This is a genomic window from Streptomyces sp. NPDC048002 (genome assembly GCF_040653275.1).
Classification (GTDB): Bacteria; Actinomycetota; Actinomycetes; order Streptomycetales; family Streptomycetaceae; genus Streptomyces.
The window spans coordinates 531552-547761 of sequence record NZ_JBEZNL010000001.1 but is presented as its reverse complement, the minus strand read 5'-3'; the positions used below and the strand labels follow the sequence as shown (position 1 = coordinate 547761).

Sequence of the window (16210 nt, the reverse complement as noted above, 5' to 3'; positions counted from 1 at the left end):
GCGGGCATGGCTGCCCGGAGGGTCAGTCGGATGCGGGCACCGCGAGCCCGAGGTCCGCGTCGTCCACGGCCGGTGCGCGCCGCTCGGCGAGGACCCGGTTGAGGGGGCGCAGATCGAAGATCCCGCGCAGCGCCGCCCGGGTGCCGGTGTCCCGCGCGCCGTCCGGGAGGTCCAGCAGCCCCAGCCGGCCGGCCCGGTCCGCCTGCTCGGCGAGGGTCGCGGCGAGCGGATCGTCGGTGAGGCTCACATGCCGCCAGGCCGCGTCGAGCACGGCGGAGTCCAGCCGTCGGCCGGTCACGTTCTCGATGGCGTCGTTGACGGCCGTCTTCCCGTCCGCCGGGTTGTCCCGCAGCCAGGCGCCGGTCCGTACCGCGCCCCGAAGGACGGCCTCGACGACGTCCGGATGGTCGGCCAGGAACGACGGGTCGACCACGACCAGGGCGGTGACGAACACGCCGTCGTCCCACAGGTCGGACTCGTCGAGGAGGACCCGCCCGCCGGCCGCGACGAGCTGGGCGGCGACCGGCTCCGGCACCCAGGCGCCGTCGATCGTTCCCCTGCGGAAGCTGGTCGGTATCTCCTTGGACGACTGCCGGACCACGGTGACGTCACCGCGGCCGGTGCGCGGGTCGACGTCCCAGCCCTGCTCGTGGATCCAGTGCAGCAGGGCGACGTCCTGGGTGTTGCCGGCCTCCGGGGTGGCGATCCTCAGCCCCCGGACGTCGGTGCCGCGCACCTTCGCGTCCTCGTCGACGACCAGGGCGACCCCGCCCGACGCGGCGCCCGAGACGATCCGCACCCCCTTCCCCCCGGACCGCAGATAGCCGTTGACCGCGGGCGACGGTCCCATCCACGCGATGTCCACGGCCCCCGCGTTGAGGGCCTCCAACGCCGACGGGCCGCCGTTGAAGACCTGCGTGCGCAACCGGGTACCGCCCAACTCGCGCGTGAGGTAGCCCCGTTGCACCCCGGCGAGCGCGGTGGCGTGGGCGACGTTGGCGAAGTAGCCGACGGACACCTCGTCCGCCGACAGCGCCGGTCCGGTGCCCGCCGCCGGAACCGCGGCCACCGGCGCCCGGGACCCGTAGCCGCAGCCCGCGGCCACGACCAGCACCAGCAGCAGGGTGAGAGCCACACCGAACGGGCGCCGGGCGCGGGATGCCGCGGGGCCGGGCTCAGGCAGCCGCATCGAGGGTTCCCGGGGCTGTCGCGCCGATCATCCCGGCGGCCAGCGTGGATCCGTCGGCCGGGTCGATCAGCACGAAGGAACCGGTGCGCCGGCTCTCCTCGTACCGGTCGAACGCCAGGCGTTCGGAGGTGCGCAGGAACACCTGGCCGATGTCGTTCAGACGCAGGCGGCCGGGTCCCGGGATACGGCGGACCACCGCGCGCACCGTGCGCGCGGTGTGCTTCAGCAGCACCTGGTCGCCGGGCCTGAGGGGGCGTTCGTGCAGATGGCACACGGCCGCCTCGATGTCCCGGGACACCGTGGGCAGCGCCCCGGCCGGGACGATCAGATCGCCGCGGCTGACGTCGAGTTCGTCGGCGAGCCGGAGCGCCCCGGACTGCGGGGCGCGGACCAGCCCGGCCGGGGCGCCCAGCACGTCGATGCCCGCGACGGTGGTGGTGCGCCCGGACGGCAGCACCGTGACCCGGTCGCCGACCCGCAGCGCGCCGGAGGCGACCTGACCGGCGTAGAGCCGGGTGTCGCCGGCCCGGATGACGTACTGGACCGGGAACCGGGCGGGTTCGCCGGTCGGGTCGTCCTCGACGGGGACGCTCTCCAGATGGCCGAGGACGGTCGGGCCGGTGTACCAGTCCATGCGCGTGGACCGCTCGACGACGTTGTCACCGGCGAGCGCGGAGATCGGGATCGCGGTGGCCGCGGGAGCGCCGAGCCCCGCGGAGATCCGGCCGAACTCCTCGACGACGGAACGGAACACGGACCGCTCGTACGCGACGAGGTCCATCTTGTTGACGGCGAGAACGACGTGCGGCACCGCCAGCAGCGCCGCCACGGCCGCGTGCCGCCGGGTCTGCTCGACCACGCCCTTGCGGGCGTCGACCAGGATCACGGTCAGCGCGGCCGTGGAGGCGCCGGTGACCATGTTGCGGGTGTACTCCACGTGACCCGGGGTGTCGGCGAGGATGAACCGCCGCCGGGGCGTGGCGAAGTAGCGGTAGGCGACGTCGATGGTGATGCCCTGCTCGCGCTCGGCGCGCAGTCCGTCGGTGAGCAGGGCGAGGTCGGGTCCCTCGCCGGAGGAGGCACGGGTGACGGCCTCCAACTGGTCGGCGAGCACGGACTTCGAGTCGTGCAGGAGCCGTCCCACGAGGGTGGACTTGCCGTCGTCGACCGAGCCGGCGGTGGCCCAGCGGAGCAGGTCGGCCTCGGCCGCTGTCTCCTGGGAGGGCCGGGCGGTGGCCATGGGGTTCACTCGTCCTTTCTGGGGGCGGGCGCCGGCGGTCAGCCGGGACCGGGTTTCCTGGAAGATGTCGCGCATCATCAACGCGGCGGTGGAGTGGGGCGGTTGGCCGAGGAAGGCGGTGTCCGGGGTCACGTCAGAAGTACCCCTCGCGTTTGCGGTCCTCCATCGCGGCCTCCGACAGCCGGTCGTCGGCGCGGGTGGCGCCGCGCTCGGTGAGCCGGGACGCGGTGATCTCGACGATCACCTCGTCGACCCCCGAGGCCTCCGACAGCACGGCACCGGTGCAGGACATGTCGCCCACGGTCCGGTACCGCACCCGGCGCCGCTCCACCGGTTCGCCGTCCCGCGGGCCGCCCCAGCCGCCCGGCGCCAGCCACATCCCGGAGCGCAGGAACACCTCCCGCTCGTGCGCGAAGTAGATGGAGGGCAGCTCGATGCCCTCGCGGGCGATGTACTGCCACACGTCCAGCTCGGTCCAGTTGGACAGCGGGAAGACCCGTACGTGCTCACCGGGCAGATGGCGGCCGTTGTAGAGCTGCCACAGCTCGGGCCGCTGACGGCGCGGGTCCCAGGTGCCGAACTCGTCCCGCAGGGAGAAGACCCGCTCCTTGGCCCGCGCCTTCTCCTCGTCGCGCCGCCCGCCGCCGAACACCGCGTCGAACCGGCCGCGCCGGATCGCCTCCAGCAGCGGGAGCGTCTGGAGCGGGTTGCGGGTGCCGTCGGGACGTTCGCGCAGGGCGCCCCGGTCGATGTAGTCCTGCACCGAGGCCACATGGAGGGTGAGCCCGTGCTCGGCCACCGTACGGTCCCGGTGGGCGAGCACCTCCGGGAAGTTGTGCCCGGTGTCGACGTGCAGCAACGTGAACGGCAGCGGCGCGGGCGCGAACGCCTTGAGCGCCAGGTGCAGCATGACCACGGAGTCCTTGCCGCCGGAGTACAGCAGCACCGGCCGCTCGAACTCGCCGGCCACCTCCCGGAAGATGTAGGTCGCCTCCGCCTCCAGGACGTCGGTGAGCCCGAGCCGTGCGGGGGCCGTGGTCACAGCAGCCCCCGTCGGGTCATCAGCTCGTGCACGGCGTCCACCGACTCCTCCACGGACTGGAGCTGGGTCTCCACCCGCACATCGGGACGGCTCGGAGGCTCGTAGGGGTCGTCGACGCCGGTGAGCCCGGACAGCCGTCCGGCGCGGGCCTGCGCGTACAGGCCCTTCACATCGCGTACGGCGCACACCTGGACCGGTGTCGCGACATGCACCTCCAGGTACGGGGTGCCGCTCGCCTCGTGCCGTTTGCGGACCGCCTCCCGGCTGTCGGCGTACGGCGCGATGACCGGGACCAGCACCAGGATGCCGTTGCGGGCCAGTACCTCCGCGACCAGGCCGATGCGCTGCACGTTGGTGTCCCGGTCCTCGCGGGTGAAGCCGAGACCGGCGCTGAGGAAGGTGCGTATCTCGTCGCCGTCGAGCACCTCGACCCGCTGCCCCTCGCGGGTGAGGCGGCTCGCCAGTGCCTGGGCCAGCGTCGTCTTGCCGGAACTGGGCAGCCCGGTCAGCCACACCGTGGCGCCCACGGACGGCGGGGTCCTCATGCGATGCTCCCCGCCGTCGTACCGGCCCTGGGGACGACACCGTGCGCGGCGAGCACGGCGAACCCGGCGGAGCACGCCCGGTCCAGTTCCTCGCGCTCGGCGTCCGGCAGGTCCCGCCAGGAGGAGGAGGGGGTGCCCACCATCGCCGCGCACCGGCGCTCCCAGTCCGCGTCGACGAAGTCCGCGCCGAGGAACTCGCCGACACGGTGCAGGGACTCCTCGGGCGCGCAGAGCAGGTCCTCGTACCAGAGGTGCAGCACGTTCTCCTGGGGGAGCCTGGACAGCGCGTCCATGCCGCGCTGCATCTCGTCGGACCAGTACGCGGCGAACAGCGAGGCCGGGAGCCGGTAGTCCCGCACGGCGTCCGCGTCGAAACGGTCCGGCAGGAACGGCAGTAACTCCTCCGGTACGAAGCCCAGGTCCCCTTCGGTGTCCGGAGTCGCGGTCCCGGTGTCCGGAGTCGCGGTCTCGGCGTACGGGTCGCGGCCGAGGGTGAGGTTCAGCGCCATCACCACCGCGCCCATCCGGAATCCGGTGTGCCGGCTCATCGACAGCGCGGTGTCCCGGCCGTCCCGCACGATGTGCAGGTAGCGGGCGTCGGGGAAGTGCTCGCTGAACCGGCCCGCGAGGATCAGTGAACCGCCGCTGCGCTCGGCCCACAGCGTCCTGCCGAACCGGGCGCACAGCCAGGCGAACATGCGCCGGTAGTGGTCGCCGACCGGGGCGGCGGGGAACGCGGCCACCGCCTCCCGGAGTTCGTCGTACAACTCGTCCGGGGTGTCGGTGAGATGGGGGAGCGTGGTCATCAGGACCGCCGGGATGCCGGTGTCGGCCTGGAACCGGCTGGTCGCGGAGGGGCGGTAGAGGACCTCGCTGGGGGAGAGCCCGTGGGCGCCCAGCAGCCGGTTGACGGTGTTGCGGGAGGACAGGATCCGCCAGAACTCCTCCGCCGAGAGCGTGCCCTCGGGGAAGACCGCGGCGGTGGTCCGGTACATGTCGGTGAGGTAGTTGAAGAGCTCGGACAGGCTGAGCGCCCTCGGGTGCTCGCGCAGCAGCTCGGAGACCAGTGTGGAGCCGCAGCGGCCGGTGCCGGTGACGAAGACCTGGCCCGGTGAGGTGGTGTGGTGCATGGCGCAGCTGTTCCTTCCGTGCGTCCTTGATGTGTCCTGGTCGTGCGGGAAGGCGCTCCGGACGGGCCGGCGGAGTGGGGTCCGCCGGCACTCCGGCAGGCGTCAGGACCTGCGCAGCAGGGCCGCGTAGAGGGTCAGGCCGGGGCCGAAGGCCATGGCGACCACCGGGCCGTCGGTGCGCGGAAGGCGCTCCAGGACCATCAGGACGGTCGGTGAGGAGCAGTTGCCGCACTCGTCGAGCACGCCGTAGGACGCGTCGAGTGCCTCGGCGGGCAGGTCCAGCCGCTCGCCGACCACCTCCAGGATGCGCTTGCCGCCGGGGTGCACGGCCCAGCCTGTGACCTCCTCGGGCGTGAGCCCGTGCGGGGCGAGCAGCTGGTCGCGGACCACCTCGCCGACGTGCTGCGCGAGCACGTCGGGCACCTTCGGCGAGAGGCCCATCTTGAAGCCCAGGTCGGTGATCTGCCAGCTCATGAGGTCGGCGGTGCTGTGGTCGGTGACCGCGACGACGTCGACGACCTCGAAGCCGGAGCCGGCGTCGGGCTCCAGGACCACGGCGGCGGCGGCGTCCGCGAACAGCGCGTGGGCCACGATCTGTTCCATGTCCTCGGTGGGCGGCTGCACATGCAGCGAGGTCAGCTCCAGACAGAGCAGGACCGCGGGACGGCCGCGCGAGGCGACGAAGTCGGCGACGGCGCCGAGCGAGGGGACGGCGGCGTAGCAGCCCATGTGGCCGATGAAGAGCCGCTGGACCTTGCTGCTCATGCCCAGTTCGTCCGCGAGGCGCAGGTCGAGGCCGGGCGTGGTGTAGCCGGTGCAGGAGGCCACGGCCAGCATGCCCACGTCCGACGGCGCGAGGCCCGCGGACTCCAGGGCGGCGGAGACGGTGCGCCGGCCCAGGGGCACGGCCTCCTCGATGTAGCGCTCCATGCGGCGGCCGGTGCTCCAGCCGGACACCTCTCGCTCGGCGCGCGGGTCAACGGCCGTGGACCGGGAGCTGATTCCGGAATTCTCGAATATCCGGCGAGCCAGCGGCAAACCGTTGTAGTGCTCCAGGAAGAATTCCTGCCACAGATCGCCCTGGCTGGTTTTTGTGTCCGGAAAGAAGTGTGCTGCTCCGGTGATTACCGGGCGCGCGGCAGCGCGCATCCCGTGAGGCGCAGGAGCGATTTTCGCTTCGAGGTGCATGCGTGTTCCCTTGGCTTTTGGGCGGCGGAAATCAGCCGCGTTGGCCTACGGCGAGAATGGGAATCGTGCGCGCCAATGGCGTCCGGCTCTGGCATCTTTGCACAGGTCAGAGCGCCACGATGAAGATGCGCCCGGGATGGGCGCATGAAGATGGGTGGAGCCTGATGGCTCTCACCGAAGTGATCCGGATGTCTTTCCGGCGCTGCCAGTCAAACACGGAAGTTCTGGCGGAATCAAATGTTCCAAGGTGAATTTACTCGGCGGTAATGCCTGACGATGCGAAAAACTTTGGCCCGCCCCCGGGTGAACCGTCGGGGGCGGGCCGAATCTGCGTGATCGGGTCCGGTTCTGTCGGCCGGACCGAGATTCTGTTGAAAGTCCGGAGTAAATCAGCCGGAGTGCGAATTGACTTCGGTCAGCGGTCGCTCGGGTTCGTCCGGGGCCGGCTCACGGCTGGGCTCGCCCAGCCGTGAGCCCTCGATGTCCAGGTCGGGCAGCATCCGGTCCAGGCCGCGTGGCAGCCACCAGGCGTGCCGCCCCACCAGCGCCAGGACCGCCGGTACCAGCGTCATCCGGACGACGAAGGCGTCCACGAGTACTCCGAACGCCAGGGAGAACGCGATGGGTTTGACGATGGCGTCCTCGGTCGTCACGAAGCTGGCGAAGACGAAGAACATGATGAGCGCGGCCGCCGTCACCACCCGCGAGGCATGTCCGGCCCCGTCGACGACGGCCGGCCCGGCCCGGCCGGTGCGCACCCACTCCTCCCGCATGCCGGACACCAGGAAGACCTCGTAGTCCATGGCGAGACCGAAGAGCACCGCCATCAGCACGATCGGCAGGAAGCTGACCACGGGGCCGGTCCTGGCCACGTCCAGTGCCTCGGCGAGCCAGCCCCACTGGAACACGGCCACGACCGCGCCGAAGGACGCCCCGACCGAGAGCAGGAAGCCGATGGTCGCCTTGACCGGCACGACCAGGGACCGGAACACCACCAGCAGCAGGATCAGGCAGAGCCCGACGACCACGGCGGCGAACGGCAGGAGCGACGCGCTCAGCCGGTCGGACACGTCGATCCCGATCGCCGTGGTCCCGGTGACCGACACCGCGGCGCCGGTCTCCCGCTCGACCGCGGTCGCGTCGTCGCGGATGGCGTCCACGAGGTCCTGCGTGGGCTCGTCCTGCGGTCCGCCCTCCGGCACGACCTGGATCACGGCCCGCCCGGACTCCGGCGCGTACTGCGGTTGCCCGGTTTTCGCCACCCCCTCCAGCCCCGCCAGCCACTCCGTGACCGCCGCGGCCTGCCGCTGTCCGGCCTCCCCGGGGGCGTCCGCCTCGGCGAGCACCAGCAGCGGCCCGTTGAAGCCGGGCCCGAAGGCCTGCTCGACGGTGTCGTAGGTCTCCCGCTGCGAAGTGCCGTGCGCCGCCGTCCCGTTGTCGGGCAGCGCGAGCCGCAGGTCGGCGGCGGGCAGGGCGAGGGTGACGAGGGCGGCGACGGCGCCGACGACGACGAGCAGCGGACGCCGGGTGACGAGCAGGGCCCAGCGCCGGCCGAGCGCGGACGGCTGAGCGGGGGCGCTCCCGGCACCACCGGCATCACCGGCATCACCGGCATCACCGGCATCACCGTCGGCGCCATGCGCCGGGACGTCTTCCTTCGCGTCCGCGCCCCGCTCCGGGACGCCTTCCTTCGCCGCCTGGACGTCCTCCGTCGCGCCGGTGTCCGCCGCGCCGGTGTCCGCCGCGTCGGTGTCCGCGGCCTCGGTGTCCGTCGCTGCGGCCTCCCCGTCGGCCGCCGCCCGCCGCGCGGCGCGTGACCCCGGGCGTGGCGTGAGGCGGGCGCCGGCGAGGCCGAACAGCGCGGGCAGCAGCGTCACCGCCACCAGGACGGAGATCAGCACGGTCGCCGCCGCGCTCAGGCCCATGACCGTCAGGAACGGGATCCGCACCACGACCAGGCCCACCAGCGCGATGACCACCGTCGTACCGGCGAAGACCACCGCGCTGCCCGCCGTGCCGACCGCCCGTCCCGCCGACTCGCGGGGCTCCATCCCCTGTGCGAGCTGCGTCCGGTGCCGGGAGAGCACGAACAGCGCGTAGTCGATGCCGACGGCGAGCCCGAGCATCAGCGCGAGGCTCAGCGCGGTCGACGACACCGTAACCCCCGAGGACAGCGCCAGCAGCCCGGCGAGGCCCGTGCCGATCCCGACGAAGGCGGTCAGCAGCGGCATCCCGGCGGCGAGCAGCGAGCCGAAGGTGACGGCGAGCACCGCCAGCGCGACCACGACACCGAGCAGTTCGAGGACGGTGGGGGTGAGCACCCCGTTCCCGTACGCCTGACCGCCCACGGAGACCTCCAGTCCCGCCTCCTCGGCGGCCCGGGTGGTCTCCTCCAGCGCGTCGAGCGTGCCGTCGTCGAGGTCGGAGCGGCTGACGTCGTAGCCGACCTGGGCGAGCGCGGTCCGTCCGTCGGGGGTCACGGTGCCGGCCAGGTCGGGCGGGATCACCACAGTGACCTGCGGGGCGTCCTGGGCGGCGGCCAGGGTCTGCTGGATGCCCCGCTCGGCCGACGGATCGGTGATCCGTGTGCCCTCGGGCGCGGTGAACACGATCTGGGCGCTGGTGCCCGCGGCGGCGGGGAAGTCCTCGGCCATCGTGTCCAGGGCCTGCTGGGACTCCGAGCCGGGAATGGTGAACTCGTTGTCGAGCGACCCGCCCACGACGAGCAGCGCCGATACGGCGGCGGTCAGCACGGCGGACCAGGCCGCCAGGACGAGCCGGCGGCGGCGGTAGGCGCCGATACCGAGCCGGTAGAGCCAAGTCGCCACGGTGATGCTCCTCGTGCGGTAGTGGCAGGTGCGAGGGGACGGGGCGGGTGACGGGTGGGTGAGGGGGCGAGTGACGGGAAGGGTGAGGGGGCGAGTGACGGGATGGGTGAGGGGGCGTAGGGCTCAGGTCTCCACGGTCGTGCTGCCTCCGGCCAGCTCCAGGCGCAGTCCCTCGGCGGTGACGGCGACCGCTTCCGGTTCCAGGTCGAGGGGGAGCCCGGAGAGGTCCACCTCCTGGGGGGTGTCGCCGAGGAACTGGTCGGCCAGGACGTCCGGGACGGCGCGCTCGCCCAGGCGCACCCCGGTGCGCTCGAACCGGACGCCCTGCCCCTCGGGGTCGAGCACAGGCCGGAAACCGATGGAGATCCGGCCCGCGGGACCGGCGTGCACCACCAGTTCGCCCGTTTCCTGATCGGTGGAGACGCCCGCGATGTTCACCCCGCCCCCGGTCACCGTGGTGACGGCGTCTGCCAGGGCGGCCTCCGCCAGTTCGGCGCTGACGTGCGTGTCCGCGACCGACAGTCCGTCGTCGGTGCGGACCACGTCGGCCAGCTCGGCGTGCAGGTCGAGGCCGGAGAACCGGCGGAAGCTGGCGTCCTCGCCGGAGACCTCCACCTGCGGGAAGGACCCGCGGGCCAGTTGCAGCACCACCGGTGTCGGTCCGAAGTCCACGTCAAGGGCCGTGTGCAGGCGTTCCTCCATCCGGTCCGCGAACCGGTCGGCGGCCCGGTGCCGCGCCACGGCCTCGACGCCGATCCCGGTGACCAGCACCGCGCCGACCACGCCGAGGGTGACCAGGCGGGTCCTGCGGGGGTTCCGCCCGCGCGGCGCACGCCCCCTCCGTAAATGTGTCATGACTGACACCATACCCAATCTGTCATGGCTGACAGATTCCACACCGTCGGTTTTGCGCCTGCGATACTCCGTTCATGGCATCCACTGACGCTTCCGCCGCAGGGCCGCACGGACGTCGTGAGGCGCACAAGGCCGCGACCCGGAAGGCCCTCCAGGGGGCCGCGCACCGCATGTTCGAGGAGCGTGGCTACGAGCGGACGACCGTGCGGGACATCGCCGCGGCCGCCGGGGTCACGGAGCGGACCTTCTTCCGCTACTTCCCCTCCAAGGAGGACCTGGTCCTCGACGAGGTCCTGGACCTCGTCCCGGTCATGGGCGCCGGCGTGCTCTCCCGGCCCGCCGACGAGGACCCCTACGCCGCCGTCCTGGGCGCCTGCCTGGAACTGATCGCCGCCGGCGCTCCGGCCCTGATGTTCAGCGGGCCGCCGCAGCGCTTCCCCGGACGGCCCGTGCGGCAGTTCCTGCCGGTGCTGACCCAGTTCGAGGACGGGCTCGCCGACGCCCTGGCCAAACGGCTCGCGGAACACGACCCCGACGCCGCCTCGCCGCTGCGCGCGGCCGTGCTCGCCCGTGCCTCCGTAGGGGCGATGCGCTCGGCGCTGTTCGCGTACGCGGGCCTGCCGGAGGGGGAGCGGACGCCCGCCGTGGCGCGGGAACTGCTGGCCACCGCGTTCGGCTACCTCCCGGAGCGCTGATCGCGCGCCGCGTGAACGCAGGGTTGCGGCAGGGCCATTGCCCGGTCGAACTCACCTTCAGTAGCCTGTGTTCGTCATTCCGATCGGCTGTTGAAATTTCGAACACAGCCTTACAGATACCCAAGGGAGGGGGCCGGAAGTGGGACGCCTCGTACCTGCCGTGACCCGGGCTCTCGACATTCTTGAGCTCTTCCTCGACGGGGACGGCACGCTCTCCGCCCCCGACATCGTGCGCAAGCTCCAGCTCCCGCGCACCACCGTGCACGAACTGGTCACCACGCTCGCCGCCCGGTCCTACATCGTCCCGGTGCCGGGACAGCCGGGCCGCTACCGGCTCGGTGTGCGGCCCTACCAGCTCGGCAGCCGGTACGCCGAGCAGCTCGACCTCGCCGCCGAGGGCCAGCAGGTGGCCCGCTCGGTCGCCGAGACCTGTGACGAGACCGTACACGTCGCGATCCTCGAAGGCACCGACGTCATCTACATTGCCAAGGTCGACTCCACCCACGCCGTGCGCATGGTGTCGGCGGCCGGCCGCCGGCTGCCCGCCCACTGCACCTCCGTCGGCAAGATGCTGCTGGCGTCCCTGCCCGAGCCGGAGCTGGCCTCGCGCATCCCCGACGGCGCCGAGCTGGTCGCGATGACGCCGAACAGCATCACCGACCCCGCGGTCCTGCGGGAGGCCCTCGCCGAGATCCGGCACCGCCAGATCGCGGTGGAGAGCCGCGAGTCCAACCCGGACGTCTCCTGCGTGGCCGCGCCGGTGCGGGACCGGGCCGGGCGGGTCGTCGCCGCGCTCTCCATCTCCGTGCCGATGATCCGCTGGAGCGAGGAGCGCCAGACGGAACTGGAGCAGCTCGCCGCGAAGGGCGCCGCCGAGCTGTCCGAGCGCCTCGGCCACCGGAGCGCGGCATGAGGACGCGCGGCATGACGACGCGCGGTACGGCGACGCGCGGTACGGCGACGCGCGGATCGGCGACGGCGTACGAGGTCGCGGTACGGGCCGAGGCGACCCTTGGTGAGGGCCCCACCTGGGACGCGGCCACCGGGCGACTGCTCTGGATCGACATCCTCGGCGCCCGGATCCACTCCTACGATCCGGCCTCGGGGCGCAGGACGGTCCGTACGACCGAGCAGCACATCGGCGCGGTGAAGCCCCGGGCGGGCGGCGGTCTGGTCCTTAACCTCCGCGACGGCGTCGCGCTCCTCGACCCCGACGACACCTTCTCCTGGCTGCACCGCGAGCCCGTTCCCGGGCGCCGTGCGAACGACGCCGCCGTCGCGCCCGACGGGTCCCTCTGGGCGGGCACCATGCGCTACGACGAGGCCCCCGGCGGCGGCACGCTCTCACGGATCACCGGCGACGGTTCCGTCGAGGTCGTCCTCGACGACGTCGCCGTCAGCAACGGCACCGGGTGGAGCCCCGACGGGCGGCTCATGTACTACATCGACTCGCCCACCCGCCGCGTCGACGTCCTCGACTTCGCCGACGGCCGCGCTACCGGCCGCCGCCCGTTCGTCGGGATCGAGGACGGCGCCGGGTTCCCCGACGGCCTCACCGTCGACGCCGACGGCTGTGTGTGGGTGGCCCTGTGGGACGGCGCGGCGGTACGCCGCTACACGCCGGACGGCCGGCTGGACCGGGAGATCCCCCTCCCCACCCCCCGCGTCACCGCCTGCGCCTTCGGCGGCCCCGACCTCACCGACCTGTACGTGACGACGGCCCGAGTGGGCCTGAACACCCCGCACCCGTTGGCGGGTTCACTGCTGGTGGTGCCGAGGGCGGGACAGGGAATGCCCCAGCGGCCTTTCGCCGGGTGAGTGGGTTTCCCTTTACTGCAACCCCGCCCGCTTCAACTCGTCCCCCGTCAGGGGAGGTCCGCTCAACGGAGGCTTGAGCGGACCGCGTACCGCCGCCACCAGCACACTCGGCGTGAGCAACGCCCCCGCCCCCTTCTCCAGCGACATCACGTCCGTCACGGCCCGCGCGACACGGCCGTTCCCCGTCGCCGTGTAGGTGAGGCGGTCTACGTACGCGGCCACCAGCCGTTCCGCCCACGTGGGCCCGTTCTCGGTCGCCCCGGGGTAGAACACGTCCATCCCGATGGCAAGGTCCCACGCGGCACCGGCCGGCCGGGCCACCGCCTTCTGCAGGCGCCGGGACAGACCGGGGGTGGCCCAGCCGAACGCTTCCACGGTGTCGCGCAGGGCGAGGGCGGCCTGGGCGGCGGCCGACATGCCGTGCCCGTAGATCGGGTTGAACGCGGCCAGGGCATCGCCGACGACCACGAAGTTCTCCGGCCAGGCGGGCATCCGTTCGTACAGGTGCCGCCGGTTCGCCGTCGTGCGCGTGAAGGCCACCTCGGTCTGCGGCTCGGCCCGCGCCATCAGGTCCGCCAGGATCGGGTGGCGGAGCTCCTCGCGGGCGTAGGTGTCGAAGTCGGCGGTGTCGGGGCTCGGTTCGCCGCCCCGGGTGCCGAACAGGGTGACCAGCCAGCGGCCGTTCTCGATCGGTAGCAGCACTCCGCCCTTGCCGGGGCCGCCGCTGCGCGGCGCGGGCTGGACGTTGACGACGGGGAAGCCGTCCCTGGCCGCTTCGGGGGCGAGGTAGACGCGGCTCGCGTAGGCCACCCCGGAGTCCACCTTCCGTACCTCCGCCTGCGGCAGGCCGAGTCCGGTCAGCCACTTCGGGGTCCGGGAGCCGCGCCCGGTGGCGTCGACGACGAGGTCGGCGGCGAGGACGCGCTCCCCGCCGTCGGACGAGCGCAGCCGCACCCCGCTCACCGCCGCGCCGGTACCGTCGAGGCCCGACACCTCGGTCCGCTCCAGCAGTTCGATGCGCTCGTCGGCGAGCAGCAGGTCCCGTACGGTCGCGTCCAGCAGGTCCCGGCTGCACAGCAGCATGAAGTGGGACTCGGCCCAGCGCCGGTACCAGCCGCGGGGGGAGAGGCCGACCATGTCGGTGGTGATGGGCAGGCGATGGGCACCCGCCTCCCGCAGCCGCGCGGTGACACCGGGCAGCAGCTCCTCCATGGCCTGCGCGCCGCCGGACCACAACTGGTGGACGTGGCGGGCCTGGGGGAGGCCCTTGCGGGGCTCGGGGCCGGCGGGAAGGGCGTCGCGTTCGACGAGCGTGACGCGGACGCCGACGGACGAGAGCGCGCGGGCGGCGAGCATCCCGGCGACGGAGCCGCCGAGCACTACGGCGGTGGCACTGCGATCACTCATGGACGGCTTGCTCCTGAACGTCTCTCGTCTGGATGTCACTCATCGACGACTTGTTCTTCGCCGAAATGGCTCGAATGCGGTACGAACTACTGAACGAACTACAACACGTGAACTCGGCATGGGGTAGCCCTCGACGCTGAGGACGCGGGTGGACGGGTGGTGCCGGCTCTCAGGACGCCGATGCCATGGACGGAGCCTCGGTCGGGCCGCCCCGGACCGCCTCCAGGAGTTCGGGCCGGCGCAGGGCCCGGGACACCGCGCCGATCTCCCGGAGCAGTTCGGTGGTGTCCGGATCGCCCGTTCCCTCGCTCTCCGGGGACCGCCGCTTGACCTCGACGGCGTCCTGGATGGCGACGGCGGCGGCGAGCGCGCGGGCGCGGGCGGCGTTGAAGCCGAGTTCGCACGCGCGGTCGTAGGCGCGCTGCCGGGTGTCCTCGTCGAGGTGGCGGGCGAGGGGCAGCAGGATGTCGCGGATGAAGGTCTCCCGTCGGATCAGGCGCAGTTCGGGGGTTGTGCGCAGCATGAAGGGGAGCCGGTTTCCGCTGACCGTGCGCATCAGCAGGTAGAGCGGGCGCAGTTCGCGGTGGGCGAGCCGGACCCGCCAGCGGTCGTGCAGGTACTGGCCGGCGTGCGGCAGGATGAATCCGACCGCGATGAGGATGGCGGAGAAGGCGGCGACCGGCGGGGCCAGGTCGGTGCTGAGCCAGTCCAGGTCATGGCCGGTCCAACGGGCCACCACGGCGGTGAGTTTGGCGCCGTCGAAGATCAGGTTCACCACGTAGCCGGCGCCCAGCAGCTTCAGCCCCCAGCGCAGCCAGGCGTCGAGTCCGTCGGTGCGGACCCAGTTCCAGATCAGCCGCGAGGTGATGAGGACGGCCACGGTGTGGGCGAGGAGGTAGAGGACGATCTCCTCACGCATGAAAGGCGTGTTTGCGTAGTAGGTGTCCAGGTCCTTGAGGCGTTCCACCGGCGCGTCGGCGAGGGCGAACAGCACCCACAGGGCGACGATCACGCCGGAGTAGACCGAGACGAGCCAGCGCATCGCGCGACGGGTACCGGCGTTGCGGTCGGACAGGCCGTTGCGCCAGGCGATGATCAGCAGCAGGCAGGAGCCGCAGAACGCGGTGAGCAGCGAGTAGCACCAGGGCGCGGAGATATTGGGCACGCCGACGAACCTGTTGACCCGGGCGATCGTCGAGGGCGAGCAGAAGACGAACACTCCGCAGGCGAGCAGCAGCAGTCCGCCGACCGCGCGCAGTAAGGGGTCCCGCCAGAGCCGGATGATGGTGGGGAGTTTGATCGCCAGGGCGGCGGCGAGCACCGCCGTCGGGATCCAGAAGGAGATGTAGAGGTCGCTGAGCAGGGCGGAGGGGTCCAGGGCGTACGTCATCGTTCCTGTCCTCCACGTCCGCGGTAGCCCAGGGAGCGCTGGAGCGGGTCGAGGGGCGTCGCGGGCGCGGCTGGGGCGGTGAGGTACGAGCGGAAGGTGGCCGCCAGCCGGTGGCCGAAGTCGTCCGCGTCGGCCTCGTCGCGTTCCCGGGAGCCGTTGCGGGCGGCTGCGCCGAGGGCGATGTCCTGCCACTCGGGCCGTTCGGCCAGGGCGTCGACGGCTACGGAGCCGGCGAGGTGGGAGTGCCGGTGCCCGGCGTGCAGATGCCACAACTCATGGCCGAGGATGACGAGTTGCTGCATGGACTCGGCTCGCTCCTCGACGATGACGAGGTCGAAGTCCTGGAACTCGACCCAGAGACCGGTGACTTCGATCTCGTCGGGGAACCGCTCGAAGCGCAGCTCGACGGGCCGTCCGCCGCGGCGGACGCTCATCTCGGCGCACAGGGCCGCGCAGAGTTCGCGCACATCGGCCGGGCGGTGGCCGCCGGCGCGCAGGGCGGTGGCGAGTTCGGCCGCCAGTCCGCGCATCGCGGAGCCGCCGCGCGGGCGTCGCCGCAGCGCCGCGGCGATCCGGGCCGCCCTCCTGCGAGCGCCCGCGACATCCATCCGTCCCCCTTCGTCTCGCCGCCGTCCCGGTGCCGTACGGCGGGCCGTTCGAGAGTACGCGGAGGGATGTGTCCGCGTCATGCGTCCAGGGGACCGTAGTTCAAGCGGGAACGACCGTTCGTGGACGTCCGCGGCCTGAGGGTGCCTTGAAAATCCTGCGCAACCCATTGACGCGCAAGCGCTTCAACTTTACGGTCCCGTTCGAAGTTACGGGCGTCATTCGGAATCTCGAACACGATGGGTATCAAGAGCACGCGCACACCCGCACACCCACA

Annotated in this window: 14 protein-coding genes; 3 read left to right on the top strand and 11 right to left on the bottom strand. The window is 72.3% G+C overall.

The window, feature by feature from the left end; genetic code table 11:
- Positions 1–22: 22 nt before the first annotated feature.
- The 8 genes from AB0E07_RS02460 to AB0E07_RS02425 all read right to left on the bottom strand — a co-directional run bounded on the left by AB0E07_RS02460 (position 23) and on the right by AB0E07_RS02425 (position 10017).
- Positions 23–1189: an ABC transporter substrate-binding protein gene (locus AB0E07_RS02460; protein ID WP_362245517.1), complete on the bottom strand. Its 1167-nt coding sequence runs from the start codon at positions 1187–1189 to the stop codon at positions 23–25.
- A complete protein-coding gene (locus AB0E07_RS02455) occupies positions 1176–2429 on the bottom strand; it encodes a GTP-binding protein (protein ID WP_362245765.1) in 1254 nt (417 codons plus the stop codon). Before AB0E07_RS02455 ends, AB0E07_RS02460 begins: the two co-directional genes overlap by 14 nt.
- Positions 2430–2562: 133 nt before the next feature.
- The gene (gene cysD, locus AB0E07_RS02450; protein ID WP_362245515.1) at positions 2563–3471 is read right to left on the bottom strand and encodes a sulfate adenylyltransferase subunit CysD; all 909 of its coding nucleotides are present in this window, start codon (positions 3469–3471) and stop codon (positions 2563–2565) included.
- On the bottom strand, positions 3468–4016 hold the full coding sequence (gene cysC, locus AB0E07_RS02445; protein WP_362245513.1) for an adenylyl-sulfate kinase: 549 nt from the start codon (positions 4014–4016) through the stop codon (positions 3468–3470). Before cysC ends, cysD begins: the two co-directional genes overlap by 4 nt.
- A complete protein-coding gene (locus tag AB0E07_RS02440) occupies positions 4013–5146 on the bottom strand; it encodes a sulfotransferase (protein ID WP_362245511.1) in 1134 nt (377 codons plus the stop codon). Before AB0E07_RS02440 ends, cysC begins: the two co-directional genes overlap by 4 nt.
- Positions 5147–5248: 102 nt before the next feature.
- Positions 5249–6295, bottom strand: coding sequence for a 3-oxoacyl-[acyl-carrier-protein] synthase III C-terminal domain-containing protein (locus tag AB0E07_RS02435; protein ID WP_362245508.1), 1047 nt, complete (start codon positions 6293–6295; stop codon positions 5249–5251).
- Positions 6296–6723: 428 nt separating this feature from the next.
- A complete protein-coding gene (locus AB0E07_RS02430; RefSeq protein ID WP_362245506.1) occupies positions 6724–9162 on the bottom strand; it encodes an MMPL family transporter in 2439 nt (812 codons plus the stop codon).
- A 123-nt stretch (positions 9163–9285) separates the two neighbouring features.
- The gene (locus tag AB0E07_RS02425) at positions 9286–10017 is read right to left on the bottom strand and encodes a DUF2993 domain-containing protein (protein ID WP_362245504.1); all 732 of its coding nucleotides are present in this window, start codon (positions 10015–10017) and stop codon (positions 9286–9288) included.
- 74 nt (positions 10018–10091) lie between these two features.
- Here AB0E07_RS02425 and AB0E07_RS02420 point away from each other — a divergent pair, with 74 nt between their 5' ends.
- The 3 genes from AB0E07_RS02420 (at position 10092) to AB0E07_RS02410 (ending at position 12530) form a co-directional block, all read left to right on the top strand.
- On the top strand, positions 10092–10712 hold the full coding sequence (locus tag AB0E07_RS02420; RefSeq protein WP_362245502.1) for a helix-turn-helix domain-containing protein: 621 nt from the start codon (positions 10092–10094) through the stop codon (positions 10710–10712).
- 139 nt (positions 10713–10851) lie between these two features.
- The gene (locus AB0E07_RS02415) at positions 10852–11625 is read left to right on the top strand and encodes an IclR family transcriptional regulator (protein ID WP_362245500.1); all 774 of its coding nucleotides are present in this window, start codon (positions 10852–10854) and stop codon (positions 11623–11625) included.
- An 11-nt stretch (positions 11626–11636) separates the two neighbouring features.
- A complete protein-coding gene (locus tag AB0E07_RS02410; protein WP_362245498.1) occupies positions 11637–12530 on the top strand; it encodes an SMP-30/gluconolactonase/LRE family protein in 894 nt (297 codons plus the stop codon).
- Between the two features lie 12 nt (positions 12531–12542).
- On the opposite strand, the gene AB0E07_RS02405 is transcribed toward AB0E07_RS02410, so the two are convergent.
- From AB0E07_RS02405 to AB0E07_RS02395, 3 genes are all read right to left on the bottom strand, one after another.
- On the bottom strand, positions 12543–13937 hold the full coding sequence (locus AB0E07_RS02405) for an FAD-dependent oxidoreductase (protein WP_362245496.1): 1395 nt from the start codon (positions 13935–13937) through the stop codon (positions 12543–12545).
- A 169-nt stretch (positions 13938–14106) separates the two neighbouring features.
- The gene (locus AB0E07_RS02400; protein WP_362245494.1) at positions 14107–15327 is read right to left on the bottom strand and encodes an MAB_1171c family putative transporter; all 1221 of its coding nucleotides are present in this window, start codon (positions 15325–15327) and stop codon (positions 14107–14109) included.
- A complete protein-coding gene (locus AB0E07_RS02395) occupies positions 15324–15935 on the bottom strand; it encodes a toxin-antitoxin system, toxin component family protein (protein ID WP_362245492.1) in 612 nt (203 codons plus the stop codon). The genes AB0E07_RS02400 and AB0E07_RS02395 overlap by 4 nt, the downstream gene beginning before the upstream one ends.
- Positions 15936–16210: the final 275 nt, after the last annotated feature.

Bases quoted from the DNA above. Each gene is read 5' to 3' on its own strand.
- AB0E07_RS02460 (WP_362245517.1), bottom strand. From the start codon at position 1,189: ATGCGGCTGCCTGAGCCCGGCCCCGCGGCATCCCGCGCCCGGCGCCCG.
- AB0E07_RS02455 (WP_362245765.1), bottom strand. From the start codon at position 2,429: ATGGCCACCGCCCGGCCCTCCCAGGAGACAGCGGCCGAGGCCGACCTG.
- cysC (WP_362245513.1), bottom strand. From the start codon at position 4,016: ATGAGGACCCCGCCGTCCGTGGGCGCCACGGTGTGGCTGACCGGGCTG.
- AB0E07_RS02440 (WP_362245511.1), bottom strand. From the start codon at position 5,146: ATGCACCACACCACCTCACCGGGCCAGGTCTTCGTCACCGGCACCGGC.
- AB0E07_RS02435 (WP_362245508.1), bottom strand. From the start codon at position 6,295: ATGCGCGCTGCCGCGCGCCCGGTAATCACCGGAGCAGCACACTTCTTT.
- AB0E07_RS02425 (WP_362245504.1), bottom strand. From the start codon at position 10,017: ATGACACATTTACGGAGGGGGCGTGCGCCGCGCGGGCGGAACCCCCGC.
- AB0E07_RS02420 (WP_362245502.1), top strand. From the start codon at position 10,092: ATGGCATCCACTGACGCTTCCGCCGCAGGGCCGCACGGACGTCGTGAG.
- AB0E07_RS02410 (WP_362245498.1), top strand. From the start codon at position 11,637: ATGACGACGCGCGGTACGGCGACGCGCGGTACGGCGACGCGCGGATCG.
- AB0E07_RS02405 (WP_362245496.1), bottom strand. From the start codon at position 13,937: ATGAGTGATCGCAGTGCCACCGCCGTAGTGCTCGGCGGCTCCGTCGCC.
- AB0E07_RS02400 (WP_362245494.1), bottom strand. From the start codon at position 15,327: ATGACGTACGCCCTGGACCCCTCCGCCCTGCTCAGCGACCTCTACATC.
- AB0E07_RS02395 (WP_362245492.1), bottom strand. From the start codon at position 15,935: ATGGATGTCGCGGGCGCTCGCAGGAGGGCGGCCCGGATCGCCGCGGCG.